The organism is Paracoccus sp. AK26, from assembly GCF_011801365.1.
Lineage (GTDB): Bacteria > Pseudomonadota > Alphaproteobacteria > Rhodobacterales > Rhodobacteraceae > Paracoccus > Paracoccus aerius.
The window spans coordinates 1,076,167-1,093,731 of sequence record NZ_CP041041.1 but is presented as its reverse complement, the minus strand read 5'-3'; the positions used below and the strand labels follow the sequence as shown (position 1 = coordinate 1,093,731).

General features: G+C 66.6%; 17 protein-coding genes, 3 tRNA genes and 1 pseudogene. 15 read left to right on the top strand and 6 right to left on the bottom strand.

Going from position 1 to position 17,565, the window contains the following annotated elements:
• Window positions 1-49: 49 nt before the first annotated feature.
• From FIU66_RS05330 to FIU66_RS05320, 3 genes are all read right to left on the bottom strand, one after another.
• Window positions 50-286, bottom strand: coding sequence for a F0F1 ATP synthase subunit C (locus FIU66_RS05330; RefSeq protein ID WP_167621732.1), 237 nt, complete (start codon window positions 284-286; stop codon window positions 50-52).
• A gap of 86 nt (window positions 287-372) precedes the next feature.
• Entirely contained in the window at window positions 373-1,128 is a 756-nt protein-coding gene (locus tag FIU66_RS05325; protein ID WP_167621731.1) for a F0F1 ATP synthase subunit A, read from the bottom strand.
• A 2-nt stretch (window positions 1,129-1,130) separates the two neighbouring features.
• Window positions 1,131-1,478 (bottom strand): AtpZ/AtpI family protein, encoded by a 348-nt coding sequence (locus FIU66_RS05320; protein ID WP_167621730.1) that lies wholly within the window; start codon window positions 1,476-1,478, stop codon window positions 1,131-1,133.
• Window positions 1,479-1,684: 206 nt separating this feature from the next.
• Here FIU66_RS05320 and FIU66_RS05315 point away from each other — a divergent pair, with 206 nt between their 5' ends.
• The 4 genes from FIU66_RS05315 (at window position 1,685) to FIU66_RS05300 (ending at window position 3,966) form a co-directional block, all read left to right on the top strand.
• Window positions 1,685-2,032, top strand: a complete 348-nt coding sequence (locus FIU66_RS05315) for a helix-turn-helix transcriptional regulator (protein WP_229849397.1) — start codon at window positions 1,685-1,687, stop codon at window positions 2,030-2,032.
• On the top strand, window positions 2,029-2,925 hold the full coding sequence (locus tag FIU66_RS05310; RefSeq protein ID WP_167621729.1) for a PfkB family carbohydrate kinase: 897 nt from the start codon (window positions 2,029-2,031) through the stop codon (window positions 2,923-2,925). Before FIU66_RS05315 ends, FIU66_RS05310 begins: the two co-directional genes overlap by 4 nt.
• Before the next feature lie 8 nt (window positions 2,926-2,933).
• Window positions 2,934-3,848, top strand: coding sequence for a pseudouridine-5'-phosphate glycosidase (locus FIU66_RS05305; protein WP_167623397.1), 915 nt, complete (start codon window positions 2,934-2,936; stop codon window positions 3,846-3,848).
• Between the two features lie 35 nt (window positions 3,849-3,883).
• Window positions 3,884-3,966: transfer RNA gene (locus tag FIU66_RS05300), tRNA-Leu, on the top strand.
• A 49-nt stretch (window positions 3,967-4,015) separates the two neighbouring features.
• On the opposite strand, the gene FIU66_RS05295 is transcribed toward FIU66_RS05300, so the two are convergent.
• Window positions 4,016-4,396 carry a translation initiation factor 2 gene (locus tag FIU66_RS05295; protein WP_167621728.1) on the bottom strand — a complete coding sequence of 127 codons (381 nt, stop codon included), beginning with the start codon at window positions 4,394-4,396 and terminating at the stop codon, window positions 4,016-4,018.
• A gap of 220 nt (window positions 4,397-4,616) precedes the next feature.
• Here FIU66_RS05295 and fdnG point away from each other — a divergent pair, with 220 nt between their 5' ends.
• The 8 genes and pseudogenes from fdnG (at window position 4,617) to FIU66_RS05255 (ending at window position 14,103) form a co-directional block, all read left to right on the top strand.
• Window positions 4,617-7,706, top strand: coding sequence for a formate dehydrogenase-N subunit alpha (gene fdnG, locus FIU66_RS05290; RefSeq protein WP_167621727.1), 3,090 nt, complete (start codon window positions 4,617-4,619; stop codon window positions 7,704-7,706).
• Window positions 7,703-8,686, top strand: a complete 984-nt coding sequence (fdxH, locus tag FIU66_RS05285; protein ID WP_167621726.1) for a formate dehydrogenase subunit beta — start codon at window positions 7,703-7,705, stop codon at window positions 8,684-8,686. Before fdnG ends, fdxH begins: the two co-directional genes overlap by 4 nt.
• Complete coding sequence (locus FIU66_RS05280) at window positions 8,686-9,372, top strand: formate dehydrogenase subunit gamma (protein ID WP_167621725.1); 687 nt, start codon at window positions 8,686-8,688, stop codon at window positions 9,370-9,372. Before fdxH ends, FIU66_RS05280 begins: the two co-directional genes overlap by 1 nt.
• A 48-nt stretch (window positions 9,373-9,420) precedes the next feature.
• A complete protein-coding gene (gene fdhE, locus FIU66_RS05275; RefSeq protein WP_167621724.1) occupies window positions 9,421-10,335 on the top strand; it encodes a formate dehydrogenase accessory protein FdhE in 915 nt (304 codons plus the stop codon).
• Complete coding sequence (selA, locus tag FIU66_RS05270) at window positions 10,335-11,702, top strand: L-seryl-tRNA(Sec) selenium transferase (RefSeq protein WP_167621723.1); 1,368 nt, start codon at window positions 10,335-10,337, stop codon at window positions 11,700-11,702. The genes fdhE and selA overlap by 1 nt, the downstream gene beginning before the upstream one ends.
• A pseudogene (gene selB / locus FIU66_RS05265) lies at window positions 11,699-13,555 on the top strand (selenocysteine-specific translation elongation factor); the annotation flags it as partial. The gene selA and the pseudogene selB, both read left to right, overlap by 4 nt.
• Window positions 13,556-13,603: 48 nt before the next feature.
• Window positions 13,604-13,699 (top strand) — tRNA-Sec (locus FIU66_RS05260).
• Between the two features lie 17 nt (window positions 13,700-13,716).
• The gene (locus FIU66_RS05255) at window positions 13,717-14,103 is read left to right on the top strand and encodes a hypothetical protein (protein WP_167621722.1); all 387 of its coding nucleotides are present in this window, start codon (window positions 13,717-13,719) and stop codon (window positions 14,101-14,103) included.
• Here FIU66_RS05255 and FIU66_RS05250 read toward each other — a convergent pair whose 3' ends face one another.
• The gene (locus FIU66_RS05250; RefSeq protein ID WP_167621721.1) at window positions 14,104-14,505 is read right to left on the bottom strand and encodes a hypothetical protein; all 402 of its coding nucleotides are present in this window, start codon (window positions 14,503-14,505) and stop codon (window positions 14,104-14,106) included.
• Between the two features lie 145 nt (window positions 14,506-14,650).
• Here FIU66_RS05250 and tig point away from each other — a divergent pair, with 145 nt between their 5' ends.
• From tig to FIU66_RS05235, 3 genes are all read left to right on the top strand, one after another.
• Window positions 14,651-15,985 (top strand): trigger factor, encoded by a 1,335-nt coding sequence (gene tig, locus FIU66_RS05245; protein WP_167623396.1) that lies wholly within the window; start codon window positions 14,651-14,653, stop codon window positions 15,983-15,985.
• Between the two features lie 96 nt (window positions 15,986-16,081).
• Entirely contained in the window at window positions 16,082-16,501 is a 420-nt protein-coding gene (locus FIU66_RS05240; protein WP_167621720.1) for a DUF1489 family protein, read from the top strand.
• 41 nt (window positions 16,502-16,542) lie between these two features.
• A tRNA-Gly gene (locus tag FIU66_RS05235) sits at window positions 16,543-16,616 on the top strand.
• Window positions 16,617-16,711: 95 nt separating this feature from the next.
• Here the strand turns inward: FIU66_RS05235 and FIU66_RS05230 are convergent.
• Complete coding sequence (locus FIU66_RS05230; protein WP_167621719.1) at window positions 16,712-17,455, bottom strand: MipA/OmpV family protein; 744 nt, start codon at window positions 17,453-17,455, stop codon at window positions 16,712-16,714.
• Between the last annotated feature and the right edge of the window lie 110 nt (window positions 17,456-17,565).

Below are 17,565 nucleotides of genomic sequence, written 5' to 3'. Positions count from 1 at the left end.
CACGAAGGGATGGGGCCGAAGCCCCACCCCGCCGCAAGGATGAAAGGGATCAGACTGCGAACATCAGCAGAAGCGCGACCAGGAACGAGAAGATCCCCAGGGCTTCGGCAAAAGCCATGCCGATGAACAGCGTGGCGGTCTGGCCGGCGGCGGCCGACGGGTTGCGCAGGGCGCCCGACAGGAAGTTGCCGGCGACGTTGCCCACACCAAGGGCGGCGAAGCCCATGCCGAATGCGGTCAGGCCGACGCCGATGTACTGGCCCAGTTCTCCGATATTGCCTTCCATGATGATGCTCCTTGCGGTTGGAAGTTTGGAATTCGGGTTGAAAGACGGCGGCGCATGAACACGCGCCGCCCCAGGCTGCGCGCCGCCTAGTGCGACGGGTGCAGCGCATCCTTGAGATAGACGCAGGTCAGGATGGTGAACACATAGGCCTGCACGAAGGCGACCAGCACCTCGAAGGCGTACATGCCGACCACGGCGACGACGGCGACGGGCGCGACCGCCGCGATGGCCGCGAAACCGGCGAAGACCTTGATGACCGCGTGACCGGCGATCATGTTGCCGGCCAGTCGGATGGACAGGCTCAGCGGGCGCACGAAATAGCTGATGACCTCGATCACGGCCAGGATCGGACGGACGGCCAAGGGGGCCGAGCGGATCCAGAACAGGTCAAGGAAATGCACGCCGTTCTTGACGAAGCCGATCACGGTGACGCCGATGATGACGGCCGCGGCCAGAACGCCCGTCACCGCGATATGCGAGGTCACGGTGAAGGCCAGAGGCAGCAGGCCCAGCAGGTTTGCAAAGACGATGAACATGAACAGCGTCATGACATAGGGGAAGTACTTCAGCCCGTCCTTGCCCGCGATGTCGGCGATCATCTTGTGGACCATGCCATAGGCCAGTTCCGCGACGGACTGGCCGCGCGTCGGCACGATCGCCCGGCCGCGCGATCCCATCACCAGCAGCGCCAGGGTGGCGGCGACGATCAGGAACATCCACAGGGTGACGTTGGTGGGGGTGTACCAGTGGACCTCTCCGTCGCCGAACAGCGGGCGGACGATGAACTGGTCCATCGGGTGGAAAGACAGGCCGGTTGCTTCGCCATGCGCTTCGGTCGCCACGATCAGTCCCTCTTGTCGCTCTCTGGCGGCGTGCCAGAGCTTCGGTTAAGCTCGCCCGCGGTGCGCATCATCGTCTTGATGCCGGCCGCCAGGCCAAAGAAGATGAACAGGACCATCAGGACCGGCGTCGTGCCGAACAGATAGTCCAGTCCGTATCCGATCCCGAAACCCAGCCCCAGGCCGGACACGAGCTCGATCACCATGCGCCAGGCAAGGTTTGCCTGTTCATACTTGCCCATCGGTCCGGGACCATCGGGCCTGGGGGTCTTCTCCGCCAGCCGCCGCTCCAGGTCGCGCAAACGGGCGGCATCCGCCTCTCTGTTCGCGTCGCTCCGGGGCTCCTCGGCCATGTTTCACGCCCCCGTCATCGGTTGGCGGCTGTCTAGGGTGGTTCACCCCCCAAGTCAAGCAACTGTCCCGCCCTCCCAACCAACTGATAATCTTTCATAATCCGATTTCCCCATTTTCGGGTTGCGGGTTGTGCTCGCAGTTCCGACGCGACATTATTCAACCGCACAGTTGACCATTGCGGCCCCTTCCCCAGCCTGGATACCCGATGAACGCCCCCTTGCCCGACCGGCTGGACCTGATCTTCGCGGCCCTGGCCGACCCGACGCGGCGCCGGGTCCTGTCGATGCTGCTCGAGGACGACATGGCCGTCAGCGACGTCGCCGCGCCCTTCGACATGAGCCTTGCCGCCGTCTCCAAGCATCTGTCGGTGCTTGCGGCGGCGGGCCTGATCCGGCAGGAACGGCGCGGCCGGATCACCTGGTGCAAGCTGGATCCGGACGGGATGCGCGCGGCCTCGGTCTGGATGCAGGGCTTCGGGCAGTTCGACCCGATCGACCTCGACGACTTCGAACGCTTCCTGGAAGCCGAGATGCAGGACTGGACCAAGGAATGACCACCGTGCCGGATACCCCGCGCCCCGACATCCTGTGCATCGGCGCGATGCTGTGGGACGTGATCGGCCGTGCGCCCCGCCGCATGGCGCCGGGCGCCGACGTGCCCGGCCGCATCCGCCACATTCCCGGCGGCGTGGCGCTGAACGTCGCGGTGGCCCTGGCCCGCTGGGGCCTGCGCCCTGCCGTCCTGTCCGCCGTCGGCCGCGACCCCGAGGGCGAGGCCCTGGTGGCCCAGGCCCGCCGGCTGGGCGTGCTGACCGACCACCTAGCCCGCGACACCGGCCTGCCCACCGACACCTATATGGGGATCGAGGACAGCGAGGGGCTGATCGCCGCCATCGCCGATGTCCACAGCCTGGAGGACGCCGGCACCGCGATCCTCGCCCCGCTGGACGGCGCGCTGTCCGGTTGGACCGCGCCGGTCGTGCTGGACGGGAACCTGACCGAGGATCTGCTGGCCTTCGTCGCCCGCGACCCCCGCCTGGCCGCCGCCGACCTGCGCGTCGTCCCCGCCAGCCCCGGCAAGGCCGAGCGGCTGGAGCCCCTGATCGCCGCCCGGCGCGGCTGCTTCTACCTGAACCGCCTCGAGGCCGAGATCCTGGCCGGCCGCGCCTGCCCCGACGCCGCGACCGCCGCGCAGGCCGTGGTCGCGCGCGGCGCGGCCCGCGTGCTGGTGACCGATGGTCCCCATGCCGTGGCCGAGGCGATGGCGGGGGCACCCACCCTGACGGTCACGCCCCCCGCCGTTACCGTGGCCCGCGTCACCGGCGCGGGCGACTGCTTCCTTGCGGCGCATCTTGCCGCCGAACTGAACCACCTGCCGCGCGACGCGGCCCTGCGGCAGGCGGTGGACGCCGCCGCCGCGCATGTTTCTGGAAAGGACGTCCCATGACACCGGCCATGACCGCACCCCTCACCTTCTCGCCCGAAGTCGAAGCCGCTCTTGCGGCGGGCCGCCCCGTGGTCGCGCTTGAATCGACGATCATCACCCACGGGATGCCCTATCCGCAGAACCTCGAGATGGCGCGGCAGGTGGAACAGGTGATCCGCGACAACGGCGCGGTGCCTGCCACGATTGCGGTGATGGGCGGTCAGATCCATGTGGGCCTGACGGACCAGGCGCTTGAAATCTTGGCGCAGACGCCCTCGGACCAGGCGATGAAGCTGTCGCGCGCGGACCTGGCCGTCTGCCTGGCCAATGGCCGCACCGGCGCCACCACCGTCGCCGCCACCATGATCTGCGCGCATCTGGCCGGCATCCGGGTCTTTGCCACCGGCGGAATCGGCGGCGTGCATCGCGGTGCGGAAAGCAGCTTCGACATCTCGGCCGACCTGCAGGAACTGGCGCAGACCCCGGTGACGGTGGTGGCCGCCGGGGCCAAGGCGATCCTGGACCTGCCCAAGACCTGGGAGGTGCTTGAAACCCTGGGCGTGCCCGTCATCGCCTACGGCCAGGACGAACTGCCCGCCTTCTGGTCACGGTCCAGCGGCATCAAGGCGCCCCTGCGCATGGACAGCGCGGAACAGATCGCCGCCGCAGCCGCCATGCGCGCGCGTCTTGGCCTGAAGGGCGGCCAGCTTGTCGCCAACCCGATCCCGCCCGAGGCCGAGATCGCCCGCGAGGAAATCACCCCCGTGATCGAGCAGGCCCTGGCCGAGTCCGAGGCCCGGCAGATCGCCGCCAAGCAGGTCACGCCCTTCCTTTTGCAGCGCATCTTCGAGATCACCGAAGGGCGCTCGCTGGCATCCAACATCGAACTGGTGCTGAACAACGCCCGCCTGGCGGCGCAGATCGCGATTGCGATGACCCGTTGACCACCCCGCCCGTCCTGCCGTAAGGCTTGCGGCGTGCGCGGCTGGCGGAATTGGTAGACGCAGTTGGTTTAGGTCCAACCGCTTCGGCGTGGGGGTTCGAGTCCCTCGCCGCGCACCAGAATGGCATCGGACCACGAGACGTTCGCGCTGCGGCCTGTTCCGCAGCCTCAGCGGCAGTCCAGAGTCACCTCGACCGGGTTGGGCACCAGATCCAGCATCGCGCCGCTGCCCGCATCGACGCCCGCACCGATGATCCCGCCGACGAAGACGTTTCCGGCCATGGCCGCACTTCCGCCGGGCGCGACCTTGTTGGTCACGCGGATCTGCTGATGCTTGCAGCCCTGCTTGGTGATCAAGACGTTAAGTTCGGACTTGCGAGGCACCTTGAAGGTACAGGGCGTGTTGTTGCATGTCTGCCCGTCGCTCATCTTCACCTGGGCACCGGAAGGTGTGGAATTCACCACCAGTGTGTCGTTTGATCCACGGGTAATCGTCGCGCATCCTGCGACCGACAAGATGGCGCAGGCTAGGAAAGTCGGCTTGAACATCACGTCCCTCATTATGAAAGTGATCGTTCAGTCGCATAAAGGTTGTAAGCGCTCAAGCACGACATAATTATGTTTTTAAAGGATAATTTTACCTTGCTTTAACTTCCGTCTACAATGGTGGCGTCTGGCGGGAACACCTGCCCACCTTGACTTTTGACCGCCCGGTCAGCAAACTCCGCTCGTACCTATCTTATTCATGACAGGCAGCAGGAGGGGTCTTATGAACATCGACCTTTCGCGCCGCGGCTTCCTACGGCTTGCGGGTGCGGGGGTTGCGGCAACGTCGCTTGGGGCCATGGGCTTCGGCGGGGCCGAGGCGGCGGAACAGGCGCATGTGCGCCCCTTCAAGCTGGCCACGACCACGGAAACACGCAACACCTGCCCCTATTGCTCGGTCGCCTGCGGGATCATCATGTATTCCAAGGGCGATGTGAAAGCCGGCGAGACCGCCGAGCTTCTGCATATCGAGGGCGACGCGGACCATCCGACGAACCGCGGAACGCTGTGCCCCAAGGGCGCCGCGCTGAAGGACTTCGTCCATGCGCCCACCCGCCTGACCAAGCCGCGCTATCGCGCAGCCGGTGCCAGCGACTTCCAGGACATCACCTGGGAAGAGGCGCTGGACAAGATCGCCCGCGCGATGAAGGACGACCGCGACGCCAACTTCATCCAGGCGAACGAGGCCGGCGTGCCGGTCAACCGCTGGACGACGACCGGCTTCCTGGCGGCATCGGCAACCACAAACGAAACCGCATGGCTGACCTACAAGACGGTCCGGTCCATGGGGATCGTCGGATTCGATAACCAGGCGCGCGTCTGACACGGCCCCACGGTGTCCAGTTTGGGCCCGACATTTGGCCGTGGAGCGATGACCAACTCCTGGACCGACATCAAGAATACCGACCTTGTCATCGTCATGGGCGGCAATGCCGCCGAAGCGCATCCCTGCGGCTTCAAATGGGTGACCGAGGCCAAGCACCATCGCGGCGCCAAGCTGATCGTGGTCGATCCGCGTTATACCCGCACGGCCTCCGTGTCGGATTACTATGCGCCGATCCGTCCGGGCAGCGACATCGTGTTCCTGATGGGCATGATCCGCTGGATGATCGAGAACGACAAGGTTCAGTGGGATTACGTCCGCAACTACACCAACGCCTCTTTCCTGGTGAAGGACGAGTTCGGCTGGTCCGACGGGCTTTTCACCGGCTATGACGAGGAAAAGCGCGACTACGACAAGTCGTCCTGGGACTACAAGATGGGCGAGGACGGCTTTGTCCAGACCGACCCCACGCTGCAGGACCCGCGTTGCGTCTGGAACCTGCTGAAAGCCCATGTGGACGCCTACACGCCCGAGATGGTGGAACGCGTCTGCGGCACGCCCAAGGACAAGTTCCTCCACATCGCCGAGATGATCGGCGAATGCTCGTCGCCGACCAAGACCATGACCTCGATGTATGCGCTTGGCTGGACGCAGCATTCCAAGGGCGCGCAGAACATCCGCGGCATGGCGATGCTGCAGCTGATCCTGGGCAACATCGGCGTCCGGGGCGGCGGCATGAACGCGTTGCGCGGCCATTCCAACATCCAGGGCCTGACCGATATCGGCCTGATGTCGAACCTGATCCCGGGATACCTCAACATCCCGACGGAAAAGGAAGCGGACTGGGCGACCTACATGTCCACCCGCGGCTTCAAGCCGATCGTGCCGAACCAGGTCAGCTATTGGCAGAACTATCCCAAGTTCATGGTCAGCTTCATGAAGGCCATGTGGGGCGATGCCGCGACGGCCGAAAACGACTGGGCCTATCACTATCTGCCGAAGCTCGACGTGCCCGCCTATGACGGGATGCGGATGTTCGAGCTGATGAACCACGGCAAGGTGAACCTGTACTTCTGCCAGGGCTTCAACCCGATCCTGTCCTTCCCGAACCGCGGCAAGATGACCGAGGCGTTTTCCAAGCTGAAGATGCTGGTGGTCATGGACCCGCTGACGACGGAAACCTCGCATTTCTGGCAGAACCACGGGATCCACAACGACGTGGACAGCGCGGCGATCCAGACCGAGGTGCTGGAACTGCCCACCACCTGCTTCGCCGAGGACGAAGGCGCCCTGGTGAACTCGGGGCGGTGGCTGCAATGGCACTGGCCGGGGGCGACCCCGCCGGGCGAGGCCAAGCACGACACATGGATCATGGCGCAGATCTTCCTGCGCGTGAAAAAGCTCTATCAGGACGAAGGCGGGGTCTTCCCCGACCCGATCCTGAACCTGACCTGGGATTACCGCGACCCCAACGATCCCAAGGCAGACGAGCTTGCGCGCGAGATGAACGGCCGCGCCCTTGCGACCGTCTATGATGCCGCCGATCCCACCAAGGTCGTGGCCGAGGCCGGGCAGCAACTGTCCAGCTTCGGGCATTACCGCGACGACGGCTCGACCATGGGCGGCTGCTGGATCTATGCCGGCAGTTGGACCGAGGCCGGGAACATGATGGCGCGGCGGGACAACACCGATCCCGACGACACCGGCATGTTCCTGAACTGGGCCTTCGCATGGCCGGCGAACCGCCGGATCCTGTATAACGCCGCCTCCTGCGACCCGCAGGGCAAGCCGTGGGATCCGTCGCGCAAGATCATCGAATGGACCGGCGAGAAGTGGGAAGGCTATGACGTGCCCGACATGCCGGTCACGGCCAGGCCGGGCGAGGTTCGCCCCTTCATCATGAACCCGGAAGGCGCCTCGCGCCTGTTCAGCCGGGGCATGATGCGGGACGGTCCCTTCCCCACCCATATGGAGCCGTTCGAGGCGCCCATCGCCAACGTGTTCAACCCGCGCATGCGGGGCAACCCGGTGGCGCGGGTCTTTGAAAGCGATGCCGACCAGTTCGCCGCCATCGGGGACCCCGAGTTCCCGTTCGTGGCGACATCCTATCGCCTGACCGAGCATTTCCACTATTGGACCAAGCACAACCCGGTGAACGCCGCGTTGCAGCCCGAGTTCTTCGTGGAGATCAGCGAGGAACTGGCGGCCGAGCGCGGCATTGCGCGCGGTGGGAGCGTCCGCGTCTGGTCCAAGCGGGGCGAGGTCTGGGCCAAGGCTGTGGTGACCAAGCGGCTGCGGCCGATGCAGATCGACGGCAAGACCGTCCATGTGATCGGCATTCCGCTGCACTGGGGCTTCGTGGGGGCCGCCAAGAAGGGCTTCGGGCCGAACAGCCTGACGTCCCAGGTGGGCGACGCCAACGTGGAAACGCCTGAATTCAAGGCCTTCATGGTCAATATCGAACCTTCGGCAGAGGAGCCGGTGGCATGAGCGAAACCGCGCCCCAACCCAAGACCGCGGCCTCGAACCCCCCGGTCCAGCCCATTGCGTCGAACCTGCTGCCGTCCGACGTGGTCCGAATCTCGGCCACGCCGAACGTGCCGCAGCCCACGCGGCAACTGGAAAAGGTCGCCAAGCTGATCGACGTCAGCAAGTGCATCGGCTGCAAGGCCTGCCAGTCCGCCTGCATCGAGTGGAACGACACCAAGCCCGAGGTCGAGACCAACGTGGGGGTTTACGAAAACCCCCACGACCTGACGCCCAACATGTTCACCCTGATGCGTTTCACGGAATGGGTGAACCCGGAAACCGACAACCTGGAATGGCTGATCCGCAAGGACGGCTGCATGCATTGCGAGGATCCGGGCTGCCTCAAGGCCTGCCCGGCGCCTGGCGCCATCGTGCAGTATTCCAACGGCATCGTCGATTTCATCCACGAGAACTGCATCGGTTGCGGCTATTGCGTGACCGGCTGCCCCTTCGACATCCCGCGCATCAGCAAGGTCGATCACAAGAGCTATAAATGCACCCTGTGTTCCGACCGCGTGGCCGTGGGCCAGGGCCCGGCCTGCGCCAAGGCCTGCCCGACGCAGGCGATCGTCTTCGGCACCAAGGACGACATGATCGCCCATGCCAACGAACGGGTCGAGGATCTGAAGTCGCGCGGCTATGAAAACGCCGGGATCTATGATCCGGCGGGGGTCGGCGGCACGCATGTCTTCTATGTGCTGCATCACGCGGACAAGCCATCGATCTATGACAAGCTGCCGGAGAACCCGCGCATCTCGCCCGTGGTCGAAGGCTGGAAGGGCGTGACCAAGACCGCCGGTCTGGCCGTCATGGGCGTGGCCGCCGTCGGCGCCGCGATCCACGGCATCTTCGCCCGCGCCAACAAGGTCGACGAGCACGAGGAGAAGGAAGCCGAGAAGCTGGTCGTTTCCGGCGGTTCGGATGACAGGGGGTCTGTCTGATGCCGCGCCCTCTTTATTCCGAACCGGGCGACCGGATCGAATCGACCCGCCCGGTGACGGTCAGCCGTTACCGGGGGTTCATTCGCGCAAACCACTGGATCACGGCCCTGTCCCTGATCCTGCTGCTGGTCTCGGGCTTGGCCTTCTTCCACCCCTCGCTGTATTTCCTGACCGGGTTGTTCGGCGGCGGGCAGACGGCGCGGTGGCTGCATCCGATCATCGGCGTGGTGTTGTTCGTCAGCTTCATGGTCATGTTCATCCAGCTGTGGCGGCTGAACCTGCCCACGCCGGATGACAGGAAATGGCTGAACCAGATCGGCGACGTGGTGAAGGGCAACGAGGAGAACCTGCCGGAACTTGGCAAATACAATGCCGGGCAGAAGTTCATCTTCTGGGGCATGACGCTGCTGATCGTGGTGCTGATCGTGTCCGGGATCATGATCTGGGAACAGTTCTTCGGCGAGCTTGTCTCGATCCCCACGCGCCGTTGGGCCGTGCTGACTCATGCGCTTGCGGCGGTGGCGATCATCCTGGTCTTCATCCTTCACGTCTACGCGGCCTTCTGGACGCGCGGCACGTTGCGGGCGATGACGCGGGGCACCGTGACCGGTGGCTGGGCCTATCGCCACCACCGCAAGTGGCTGCGCGAGTTGGCTGGACGCCGCCAGAACGGCCCGGCAGAATAACGCAAAGGCAAGTGGCCGGACCTAAAGGCCGTCCGGCCCGGAGAGACGATGAACAACAGTCTGAAACCCGACCCTTCGGTCATTGGCGGCGTCCCTGTGGCGCCGCTGGCCTTTCTGCCCGATGCCGCCGCCGTCTTCGACAAGCGGGCCGGCCGGTTCGCCTTCCTGGCGGATCACGGCGGCAATCTGGCGCCCTATATGCGCTTTCTGGCAGACCTGACCGCTTCGCAGGCGCGGCTGGCCCGCGAACTGCCGTCCCCGGTTCCGATCCCATCGGACCGGGTGGAACTGGCCCGCGCCAGCCGGATGCCCCCTATCGACCGAATGGCGCTTGCCACGGACGAAGGAATGCACGCCACGCTGGACCGCTTCCTGGCCGAGGTCGCGGCCGTGGAGATGCCGGAACAGGCCCGCCTTGCGCTGTCCGCCGTGACGGCGTCGGGGATCGCCGACCGGCACTGGCTGCTGGAAAACATCCTGTCAGACCGCATCCCGGAAGACAGCGCGGCCCCGCATCTGTTTGTCGGCGCGGCGGTGCAACTGCACCTGGCGCGGCTGGCGGGAACGCTGGATGCGGCGAAGCTGGTCAAGATCAGGACCGGCACCTGCCCCACCTGCGGCGGCAAGCCCGCCACCTCATCGGTGATGGGACAGGCGGGGATCGAAAGCACGCGATACGCCACCTGCGGCTGCTGCGCGACGCAGTGGAACGAGGTGCGGGTCGTCTGCCTTTGCTGCGGATCGAACGCCGCGATCAGCTATCGCAGCGCCGAAACCGGCGAGGCGACGGTCAAGGCGGAGGTTTGCGGCGACTGCAAGGGCTGGGTCAAGATCCTGTATCAGGTCAAGAACGCGAGCCTGGATCCCATCGCCGACGACGTGTCCAGCCTGGGCCTAGACATGCTGATGAAGGACACCGACTTCCGGCGCGGCGGCTTCAACCCCTTCATCGCGGGATACTGATGGCGGGGTTCCGGGCCCTGCCCTCGGTCGATCAGTTCCTGTTGTCCCCGATGGGCCAAACGCTGATCGACGGCCACGGCCGCGCGGCGGTGACGGCGGGCCTGCGCGCCCGTCTGGACGCCGCCCGCGCCGCGATCCGCGACGGCGCCGACGGCGATGGCGAGGCCGCGCGCCTGCCGCATCTGCTGGCCGCCGACCTGGCCGCCGCCGCGCAGTCCAACCTGCGGCCGATGCTGAACCTGACCGGCACCGTCCTGCACACCAATCTGGGCCGCGCGATCCTGGCCGATGAGGCCATCGCGGCCGCAAGTGCAGCCATGTCTGCGCCCCTGGCGCTGGAATTCGACCTGGGCAGCGGCGGACGCGGGCAGCGCGACGACCACCTGCGCGGGCTTCTGTGCGAGCTGACCGGGGCCGAGGACGCCACCGTCGTCAACAACAATGCCTCCGCCGTCCTGATCGCGCTGAACACCTTCGGCCAAGGGCGGCAGGCCATCGTGTCGCGCGGGGAACTGATCGAGATCGGCGGCGCCTTTCGGATGCCCGACATCATGGCCCGTGCCGGCGCGCATCTGGTCGAGGTTGGCACCACCAACCGCACCCATCCCCGCGATTACCAGGACGCGATCACGCCGGACACGGGCCTGATCCTCAAGGTCCATACCTCGAACTATCGCATCGAGGGCTTCACGGCCGAGGTGCCCGCCCCGCACCTGGCGCAGATCGCGCGAAAGGCCGGCGTGGTGCTTCTCAATGACCTGGGCGCGGGGTCGCTGGTCGATCTGGCCGCCTGGGGGCTGCGCCGCGAACCCACCGTGGCCGAGGCCGTGGGCGAAGGCGCGGATCTGGTCACCTTTTCCGGCGACAAGCTGCTGGGCGGGCCGCAGGCGGGTTTCATCGTCGGCCGGCGCGACCTGATCGCCCAGATCAACGGGAACCCGCTGAAACGCGCCGTCCGCCTGGACAAGATCCGCATCGCGGCGCTTGAAGCCACCTTGCGCCTTTACCGCGACCCGGACCGGCTGGCCGAACGCCTGCCCACCTTGCGATACCTGTCGCGCCCGCAAGCCGACATCGCCGCGCAGGCCGCCCGCCTTGCCCCGCAAGTGGGTACGCTGCTGCCAGACTACACTGTGACCACGACGGATTGCGCCAGCCAGATCGGCTCGGGCGCGCTGCCCACCGACACCATCCCCTCGGCCGGGCTGCGGATCACGGGTGCGGGGGGCAACGCGCCCGACCGGCTGGCCGCGCGGTTCCGCGCCCTGCCCCGCCCGGTCATCGGCCACATCCGCGACGGCGCCTTGATCCTGGACCTGCGCTGCCTTGACCGGGACGAGGATCTGCTGGGGGCCTTGTCGGCATGATCGTCGGCACCGCGGGGCATATCGACCACGGCAAGACCGCCCTGGTGAAGGCGCTGACCGGCACCGATGGCGACCGCCTGGCCGAGGAGAAGGCGCGCGGCATCACCATCGACCTGGGCTTTGCCTATGCCGACCTGGGTGGCGGCACCATCACCGGCTTCGTCGATGTGCCGGGGCACGAACGGCTGATCCACACCATGCTGGCAGGCGCTGGCGGCATCGACATGGCGCTGCTGGTGGTGGCCGCAGACGACGGCGTGATGCCGCAGACGCGGGAACATGTGGCGATCCTGGACCTGCTGGGCATCGGGCGCGGCATTGTCGCGCTGACCAAGGCCGACCTGGCGGACGAAGCGCGGCGCACCGAAGCCGCGGCCGAAATCCGCGAGGCCCTTGCAGGGACCGCCCTGGCCGATGCGCCGATCCTGCCCGTATCATCCCTGACCGGCGAAGGGATCGACGCCCTGCGGGCGTCGCTGATCGCCGCTGAATCCGAAACGACCAACCGCCATGCCGATGGCCCGATGCGCCTGGCGGTGGATCGCAGCTTTACCCTGTCCGGCGCGGGGACGGTCGTGACCGGCACGATGCTGACTGGCCGAGTCGCCGTGGGCGATCAGGTCATCGTCAGCCCGCGCGGCCTGCCCGCCCGCATCCGCGCCATCCACGCGCAGAACCGCCCGGCAACCGAAGGCCTGGCGGGACAGCGATGCGCGCTGAACCTGGCGGGCGAGGCGATCAGCAAGGACGCCATCCATCGCGGCGATGTGGTGCTGTCGCCCGCGCTGCACGCGCCGACCGACCGGATCGACGCCTGGCTGACGGTGCTGCCGTCCGAACCCAAGCCCATCGGCACCTGGTTCCCCGCCCGCCTGCACAGCCATGCGGTCGAAACCGGCGCGCGCATCGTGCCCTTGAGCGATCCGATCCAGCCGGGCCAAGGCGGCCCGGTGCAGATCGTGCTGGATCGGCCCATTGCCGCGGCGGTGCATGACCGCTTCATCCTGCGCGACGTGTCGGCCAGCCGAACCATCGGCGGCGGGCGCTTCCTGGACCTGCGCGCCCCGGCCCGCAAGCGCCGCACGCCCGAACGGCTGGCGCTGCTGGACGCCGCCCGCGCCGAGGATCCGGCGGCAGCCCTTGCCGCGATGCTGGCCGTGGCGCCGGTCGATCTGCCCGCCTTTGCCCGCGACCGCAGCCTGTCGCCCGCCGGTCTGGCCGATGCGCTGCGCCGCGCGGATGGGGCGACCATCGGCGACTTGGCGCTTGGCCGTCCGGTGCTGGACGCGCTGCAAGCCCAGTTGACGGACACCCTGACGCAGTTCCACGAAGGCAATCCCGACCTGGCGGGGCTGGGCCGCGAACGCCTGCGCCTGCAACTGCACCCGCGCCTGCCGAAGGACGCCTTCCTGGCCTTCCTGCGGGCCGAGGCTGATGCGGGACGCGCGGTCCTGGACGGCGCCTTTGTCCGCCTGCCCGGCCACGAGGTCCGCCTGACGCCGGATGACGAGGCGCTGTGGGACCGCATCGCCCCCGCCCTTGGGGGCGAGACCCGCTTTCGCCCGCCGCGCGTGCGCGACTTCGCGACCGAATTCGGCATCGACGAAAAGGACGTGCGCCGCGTCCTGCGCCTGACGCAGAAACTGGGCCGCACCGACCAGATCGCCCATGACCATTTCTTCGCGCGCGAGGTGACGCGAGAGATGGTGGCGATCATCCACGATGTCGCGGCGCGGGCCCCTGATGGTTGGTTCACCGCGCCCGCATTTCGCGACCGCGTGCAGAACGGCCGCAAGGTCGCCATCGAGATCCTGGACTTCTTCGACCGCCTTGGGCTGACCTTGCGCCGGGGCGATTTACGTCGCATCAACCCTCATCGCGCCGACCTGTTCGGCGATCCTGGAAGGGAATCGTCCCCGGTGGGGCGGCCGGACTTCAACTCCGGTTGGGGCAGCGAGACTGTCCCGGGTGGGTTCGACTCCCATTCCCTTCCGCCATCATCCCAAGGCCGGCCATGAACGAAACCGATTTCGACGACTGGGTGCAGCAGACTTATGCCGAAACCCAAGGCTTCACGATGCTGATCGTGCTTCTGGGCTTGGGCGGCGGGCGCGTCGATCTGCTGCGGTCGGCCTATCTGCACGTGATCGGGGACGAGATCCGCTGGCCCGACATGACGGGCTATCTGGACGGATCGGGTGTGGCCTGGGACGCGGTGGTCCTGTTCCGCGCCGGCCGCGAGGGGTTGGTCAAGGACGACATCGCCCGCGACCGGCTGGACCAGCTTGTCCGTGCGATGAACGGCGATCGCACCCTCATCCGCGACGGAGAGTTCCTGAACCGCGACGGGCTGAGGCTGCGGCTGGACGATGCGGAACCGCAGCCGCCGATGCTGAACTGATCAGCAGGCGGCGGGCTGCGCCGCCACCGGCTCGGCCCGTCCGGCCAGGTCCAGGCCGCGTGCGGTGGGCGGCTGCCAGGTCGGAGAAGCGTTCACCGCGCCCTGCGCATTCGTCCCCAGATGCGATCCGCCAAGGCCGCCGCTCCACCCGCTGGTGCCGGCGTTGTTGGCCTCGGTGCTGTCGGAACCGGGCTGGGGCTGGGTGGCGGGCTGGGCCACCGTGTCGGGCGCCGGGCAGTTGCCTTCGCCCGATTGGCCCTGCACCTGCGTTTGGGCCGCCGGCGCGGGGGTTGCGGCGCGGGGCTGGGCCATGTCAGGCGCGGCGGGCGTGGGCGCGGCCTGCGGCCATGCGGCGCTTGCGGCCAGAAGGCTGGTGGCAATGATGACGCTGAAGCGGGTCATGGCGGGCCTTTCCAGGATGGGGACAGCGGAAAACGCCCGGCCCGCTGCGCGGGTTCCGCTTGCAGAGAACCGCCCCCCCGACTAGAAGGGCGGGAATTTTTTCGGGCCGCCACGCTTTGGCGGCCATCATGGCATGAGGACGATGATGCAGGTCACGGAAACGCAGAACGAAGGTCTCAAGCGGGGCTATCAGTTCACCCTGCCGGCAGCTGATCTGGCCGCGACGGTCGATGCGAAGCTGAAGGAAGCGCAGCCCGAAGTCGAGATGAAGGGCTTTCGCAAGGGCAAGGTCCCGATGGCCATGCTGAAGAAGCAGTTCGGCCAGCGTATCCTGGGCGACGCCATGCAGGAAGCCATCGACGGCGCGCTGAAGAACCACCTGGAAACGTCCGGCGACCGTCCCGCGACCCAGCCCAAGGTGGAAATGCAGAACGGCGAGACCTGGAAGGAAGGCGACGACGTTGTAGTCAACGTCTCCTACGAGGCGCTGCCCGCGATCCCCGAGGTTGACCTGACCAGCCTGACTCTGGAAAAGCTGACCGTCCCGGCCGAGGAAGCCGCCATCAACGAGGCGCTGGAAAACCTGGCGAAGTCGGCCCAGTCCTTCGAAGACCGCAAGAAGGGCAGCAAGGCCAAGGACGGCGACCAGGTCGTGATCGACTTCAAGGGCTTTGTGGATGGCGAGGCCTTCGAGGGCGGCGCGGGCGAGGATTACCCGCTGGTGCTGGGTTCCAACAGCTTCATCCCCGGTTTCGAGGACCAGTTGGTCGGCGCCAAGGCCGATGACGACGTGACCGTCACCGTGACCTTCCCGACCGAATACGGCGCGCCCCACCTGGCGGGCAAGGAAGCCACCTTCGAATGCAAGGTGAAGGCCGTGAAGGCGCCCAAGGCGGCCGAACTGGACGACGAGCTGGCCAAGAAGTTCGGCGCCGAGGATCTGGAGGGCCTGAAGAAGCAGATCGCCGGCCGGCTGGAGCAGGAATATGCCGGCGCCGCCCGCGCGATCCTGAAGCGCTCGCTGCTGGACCAGCTGGACGAGAAGGTGAAGTTCGACCTGCCCGAATCGCTTGTCGAGGCCGAGGCGCACCAGATCGCCCACCAGCTGTGGCACGAGGAAAACCCTGAGGTTCACGACCACAACCACGGCAGCATCGAGCCCACGGACGAGCACAAGAAGCTGGCCGAGCGTCGCGTCCGCCTGGGACTGCTGCTGGCTGAGATCGGCCAGAAGGCCGAGGTGACCGTCACCGACCAGGAGATGACCCAGGCCGTGCTGCGCGCCGCCCGTCAGTATCCCGGCCAGGAACGCGCCTTCTTCGAGTTCGTCCAGCAGAACCAGGCCGTCCAGCAGCAACTGCGCGCGCCCATCTTCGAAGACAAGGTCGTCGACCACATCGCCGAGCAGGCGCAGTTGAGCGAAAAGACCGTGACCAAGGAAGAACTGGAAAAGGCTGTCGAGGCCCTGGACGAACTCTGATCGTCTTCTGACGCCATTCCGAAAGGCCGCGCCACCCGCGCGGCCTTTTCATTTGCGGATCTTGTGACCGCTTTTCCCTCCCCCTATCTTGTGGCCATGTCAGCACAACTCCACCTCATGAAGCTTTGCGTCGGCGCCGAAGGCCCTGACGAACTGGTCCAGTGGCAGCGCCGCTTTGGCGACGGCCATGCCATCCATGTCACCCGGATGTGGCCCAAGCGCGAGGAAGAATTGCTGGCCGGGGGCTCGATCTTCTGGGTGTTCAAGGGGGTCATGCTGGCCCGCCAGCGGATCGTGCGGCTGGACGAACATCATCGTGACGACGGCATCCGCCGATGTGCGCTGATCCTTGACCGCGACATCGTGCCGGTGACCGCCGTGCCCCGCCGCCCCTTCCAGGGCTGGCGCTATCTGCCCGCCCAGGACGCCCCCGCCGACATGCCGCGCGGCCGGGAAGGCGACACCGCCCTGCCCCCCCAAATGGCCGCGGCACTTGCCGAAATGGGCCTTGTCTGATGCTTGACGAGGCCCGCGCCTTCGTTTAGCCAAGGCGCCACGCGGGTGTAGCTCAATGGTAGAGCAGCAGCTTCCCAAGCTGAATACGAGGGTTCGATTCCCTTCACCCGCTCCAATCCCCAAAACGTGACAAACGATCCTGCTGCCGCTGCGCATGAAAAAAAGCCGCGGTGGTGAACCGCGGCCCAGGTTTGTCCTTGCGGCTTGGGATCAGAACCCGAAGCTGAACTTCCGCACGATGCCCAGCTTCAGCGCGGGCTGGTATTCGTCCTGCACGACCGGCGAATCCGCCGCGTCACCGATCAGCTTGCCGTATTCGACCTCGCCCAGGACGGCCAGATTATCGGTCAGGGTGACGCGCGCCTCGAAGGTGATCGCGGCCTTGTTGAAGCCGCCGCCGATGTCATAGGCAGGGCGCCCGGGCCGCGCTTCGTCGGCATCCACGCCGAAATACGTGTCGTTGTAGTCGCCATTGCCATAGCCCAGCGACAGGCCAGACCACAGCGTCACGCGTTCGGACAGGTCGGTGCGATACTTGGCGCCCACTTCCCCCGTCAGGCCCTCGTGGCCGTCAAAGCCCCGGCGGACCGAACCAAATGTCATCAGCGGGCCCATGCCGTAGCTGGCGCGCAGGCCCAGTTCATAGGCCGCGTCGATGTCGCGCATTCCGGCCAGATCGTCGTTGTCCGACGCCTCGCGCTCGCCCTCGACGTTGAAGGACGGAGAGATCGCAAAGCCTTCGCGCAGGTCGCTGCCCGGCTGGGTGAAGCCCGCGTTGCGCCAGATCAGCCAGGTTCCCGCCTTGGCGTCGTCGGAACCGGGATATTCCGGCCCGACATCCACGCCGACCCCAAGATCGACCGAGAATTCGCGGCCAGCAAAGCCAAGATCCTGCGCCTGTGCACCCGTGGCAGCGGATGCGGCAAGAACGGCCAGGGCCAGCAGATGTTTCATGGTCGGGTCCTTCGGAGGGGTCGGCGGGATGTAGATGCTACCTAGGGTCGAATCGCGATGTCGCACAAGGCACGCCGCGCCTGCCTGCGACGATCATCGAGGAGGCGGCG

Excerpts from the sequence above, each read along its gene's own strand:
- tig (WP_167623396.1), top strand. The coding sequence starts at position 14,651 with ATGCAGGTCACGGAAACGCAGAACGAAGGTCTCAAGCGGGGCTATCAG.
- FIU66_RS05250 (WP_167621721.1), bottom strand. The coding sequence starts at position 14,505 with ATGACCCGCTTCAGCGTCATCATTGCCACCAGCCTTCTGGCCGCAAGC.
- FIU66_RS05310 (WP_167621729.1), top strand. The coding sequence starts at position 2,029 with ATGACCACCGTGCCGGATACCCCGCGCCCCGACATCCTGTGCATCGGC.
- FIU66_RS05315 (WP_229849397.1), top strand. The coding sequence starts at position 1,685 with ATGAACGCCCCCTTGCCCGACCGGCTGGACCTGATCTTCGCGGCCCTG.
- FIU66_RS05280 (WP_167621725.1), top strand. The coding sequence starts at position 8,686 with ATGCCGCGCCCTCTTTATTCCGAACCGGGCGACCGGATCGAATCGACC.
- FIU66_RS05230 (WP_167621719.1), bottom strand. The coding sequence starts at position 17,455 with ATGAAACATCTGCTGGCCCTGGCCGTTCTTGCCGCATCCGCTGCCACG.
- fdhE (WP_167621724.1), top strand. The coding sequence starts at position 9,421 with ATGAACAACAGTCTGAAACCCGACCCTTCGGTCATTGGCGGCGTCCCT.
- FIU66_RS05305 (WP_167623397.1), top strand. The coding sequence starts at position 2,934 with ATGACCGCACCCCTCACCTTCTCGCCCGAAGTCGAAGCCGCTCTTGCG.
- selA (WP_167621723.1), top strand. The coding sequence starts at position 10,335 with ATGGCGGGGTTCCGGGCCCTGCCCTCGGTCGATCAGTTCCTGTTGTCC.
- FIU66_RS05255 (WP_167621722.1), top strand. The coding sequence starts at position 13,717 with ATGAACGAAACCGATTTCGACGACTGGGTGCAGCAGACTTATGCCGAA.
- FIU66_RS05295 (WP_167621728.1), bottom strand. The coding sequence starts at position 4,396 with ATGTTCAAGCCGACTTTCCTAGCCTGCGCCATCTTGTCGGTCGCAGGA.
- FIU66_RS05320 (WP_167621730.1), bottom strand. The coding sequence starts at position 1,478 with ATGGCCGAGGAGCCCCGGAGCGACGCGAACAGAGAGGCGGATGCCGCC.
- FIU66_RS05330 (WP_167621732.1), bottom strand. The coding sequence starts at position 286 with ATGGAAGGCAATATCGGAGAACTGGGCCAGTACATCGGCGTCGGCCTG.
- fdxH (WP_167621726.1), top strand. The coding sequence starts at position 7,703 with ATGAGCGAAACCGCGCCCCAACCCAAGACCGCGGCCTCGAACCCCCCG.
- FIU66_RS05240 (WP_167621720.1), top strand. The coding sequence starts at position 16,082 with ATGTCAGCACAACTCCACCTCATGAAGCTTTGCGTCGGCGCCGAAGGC.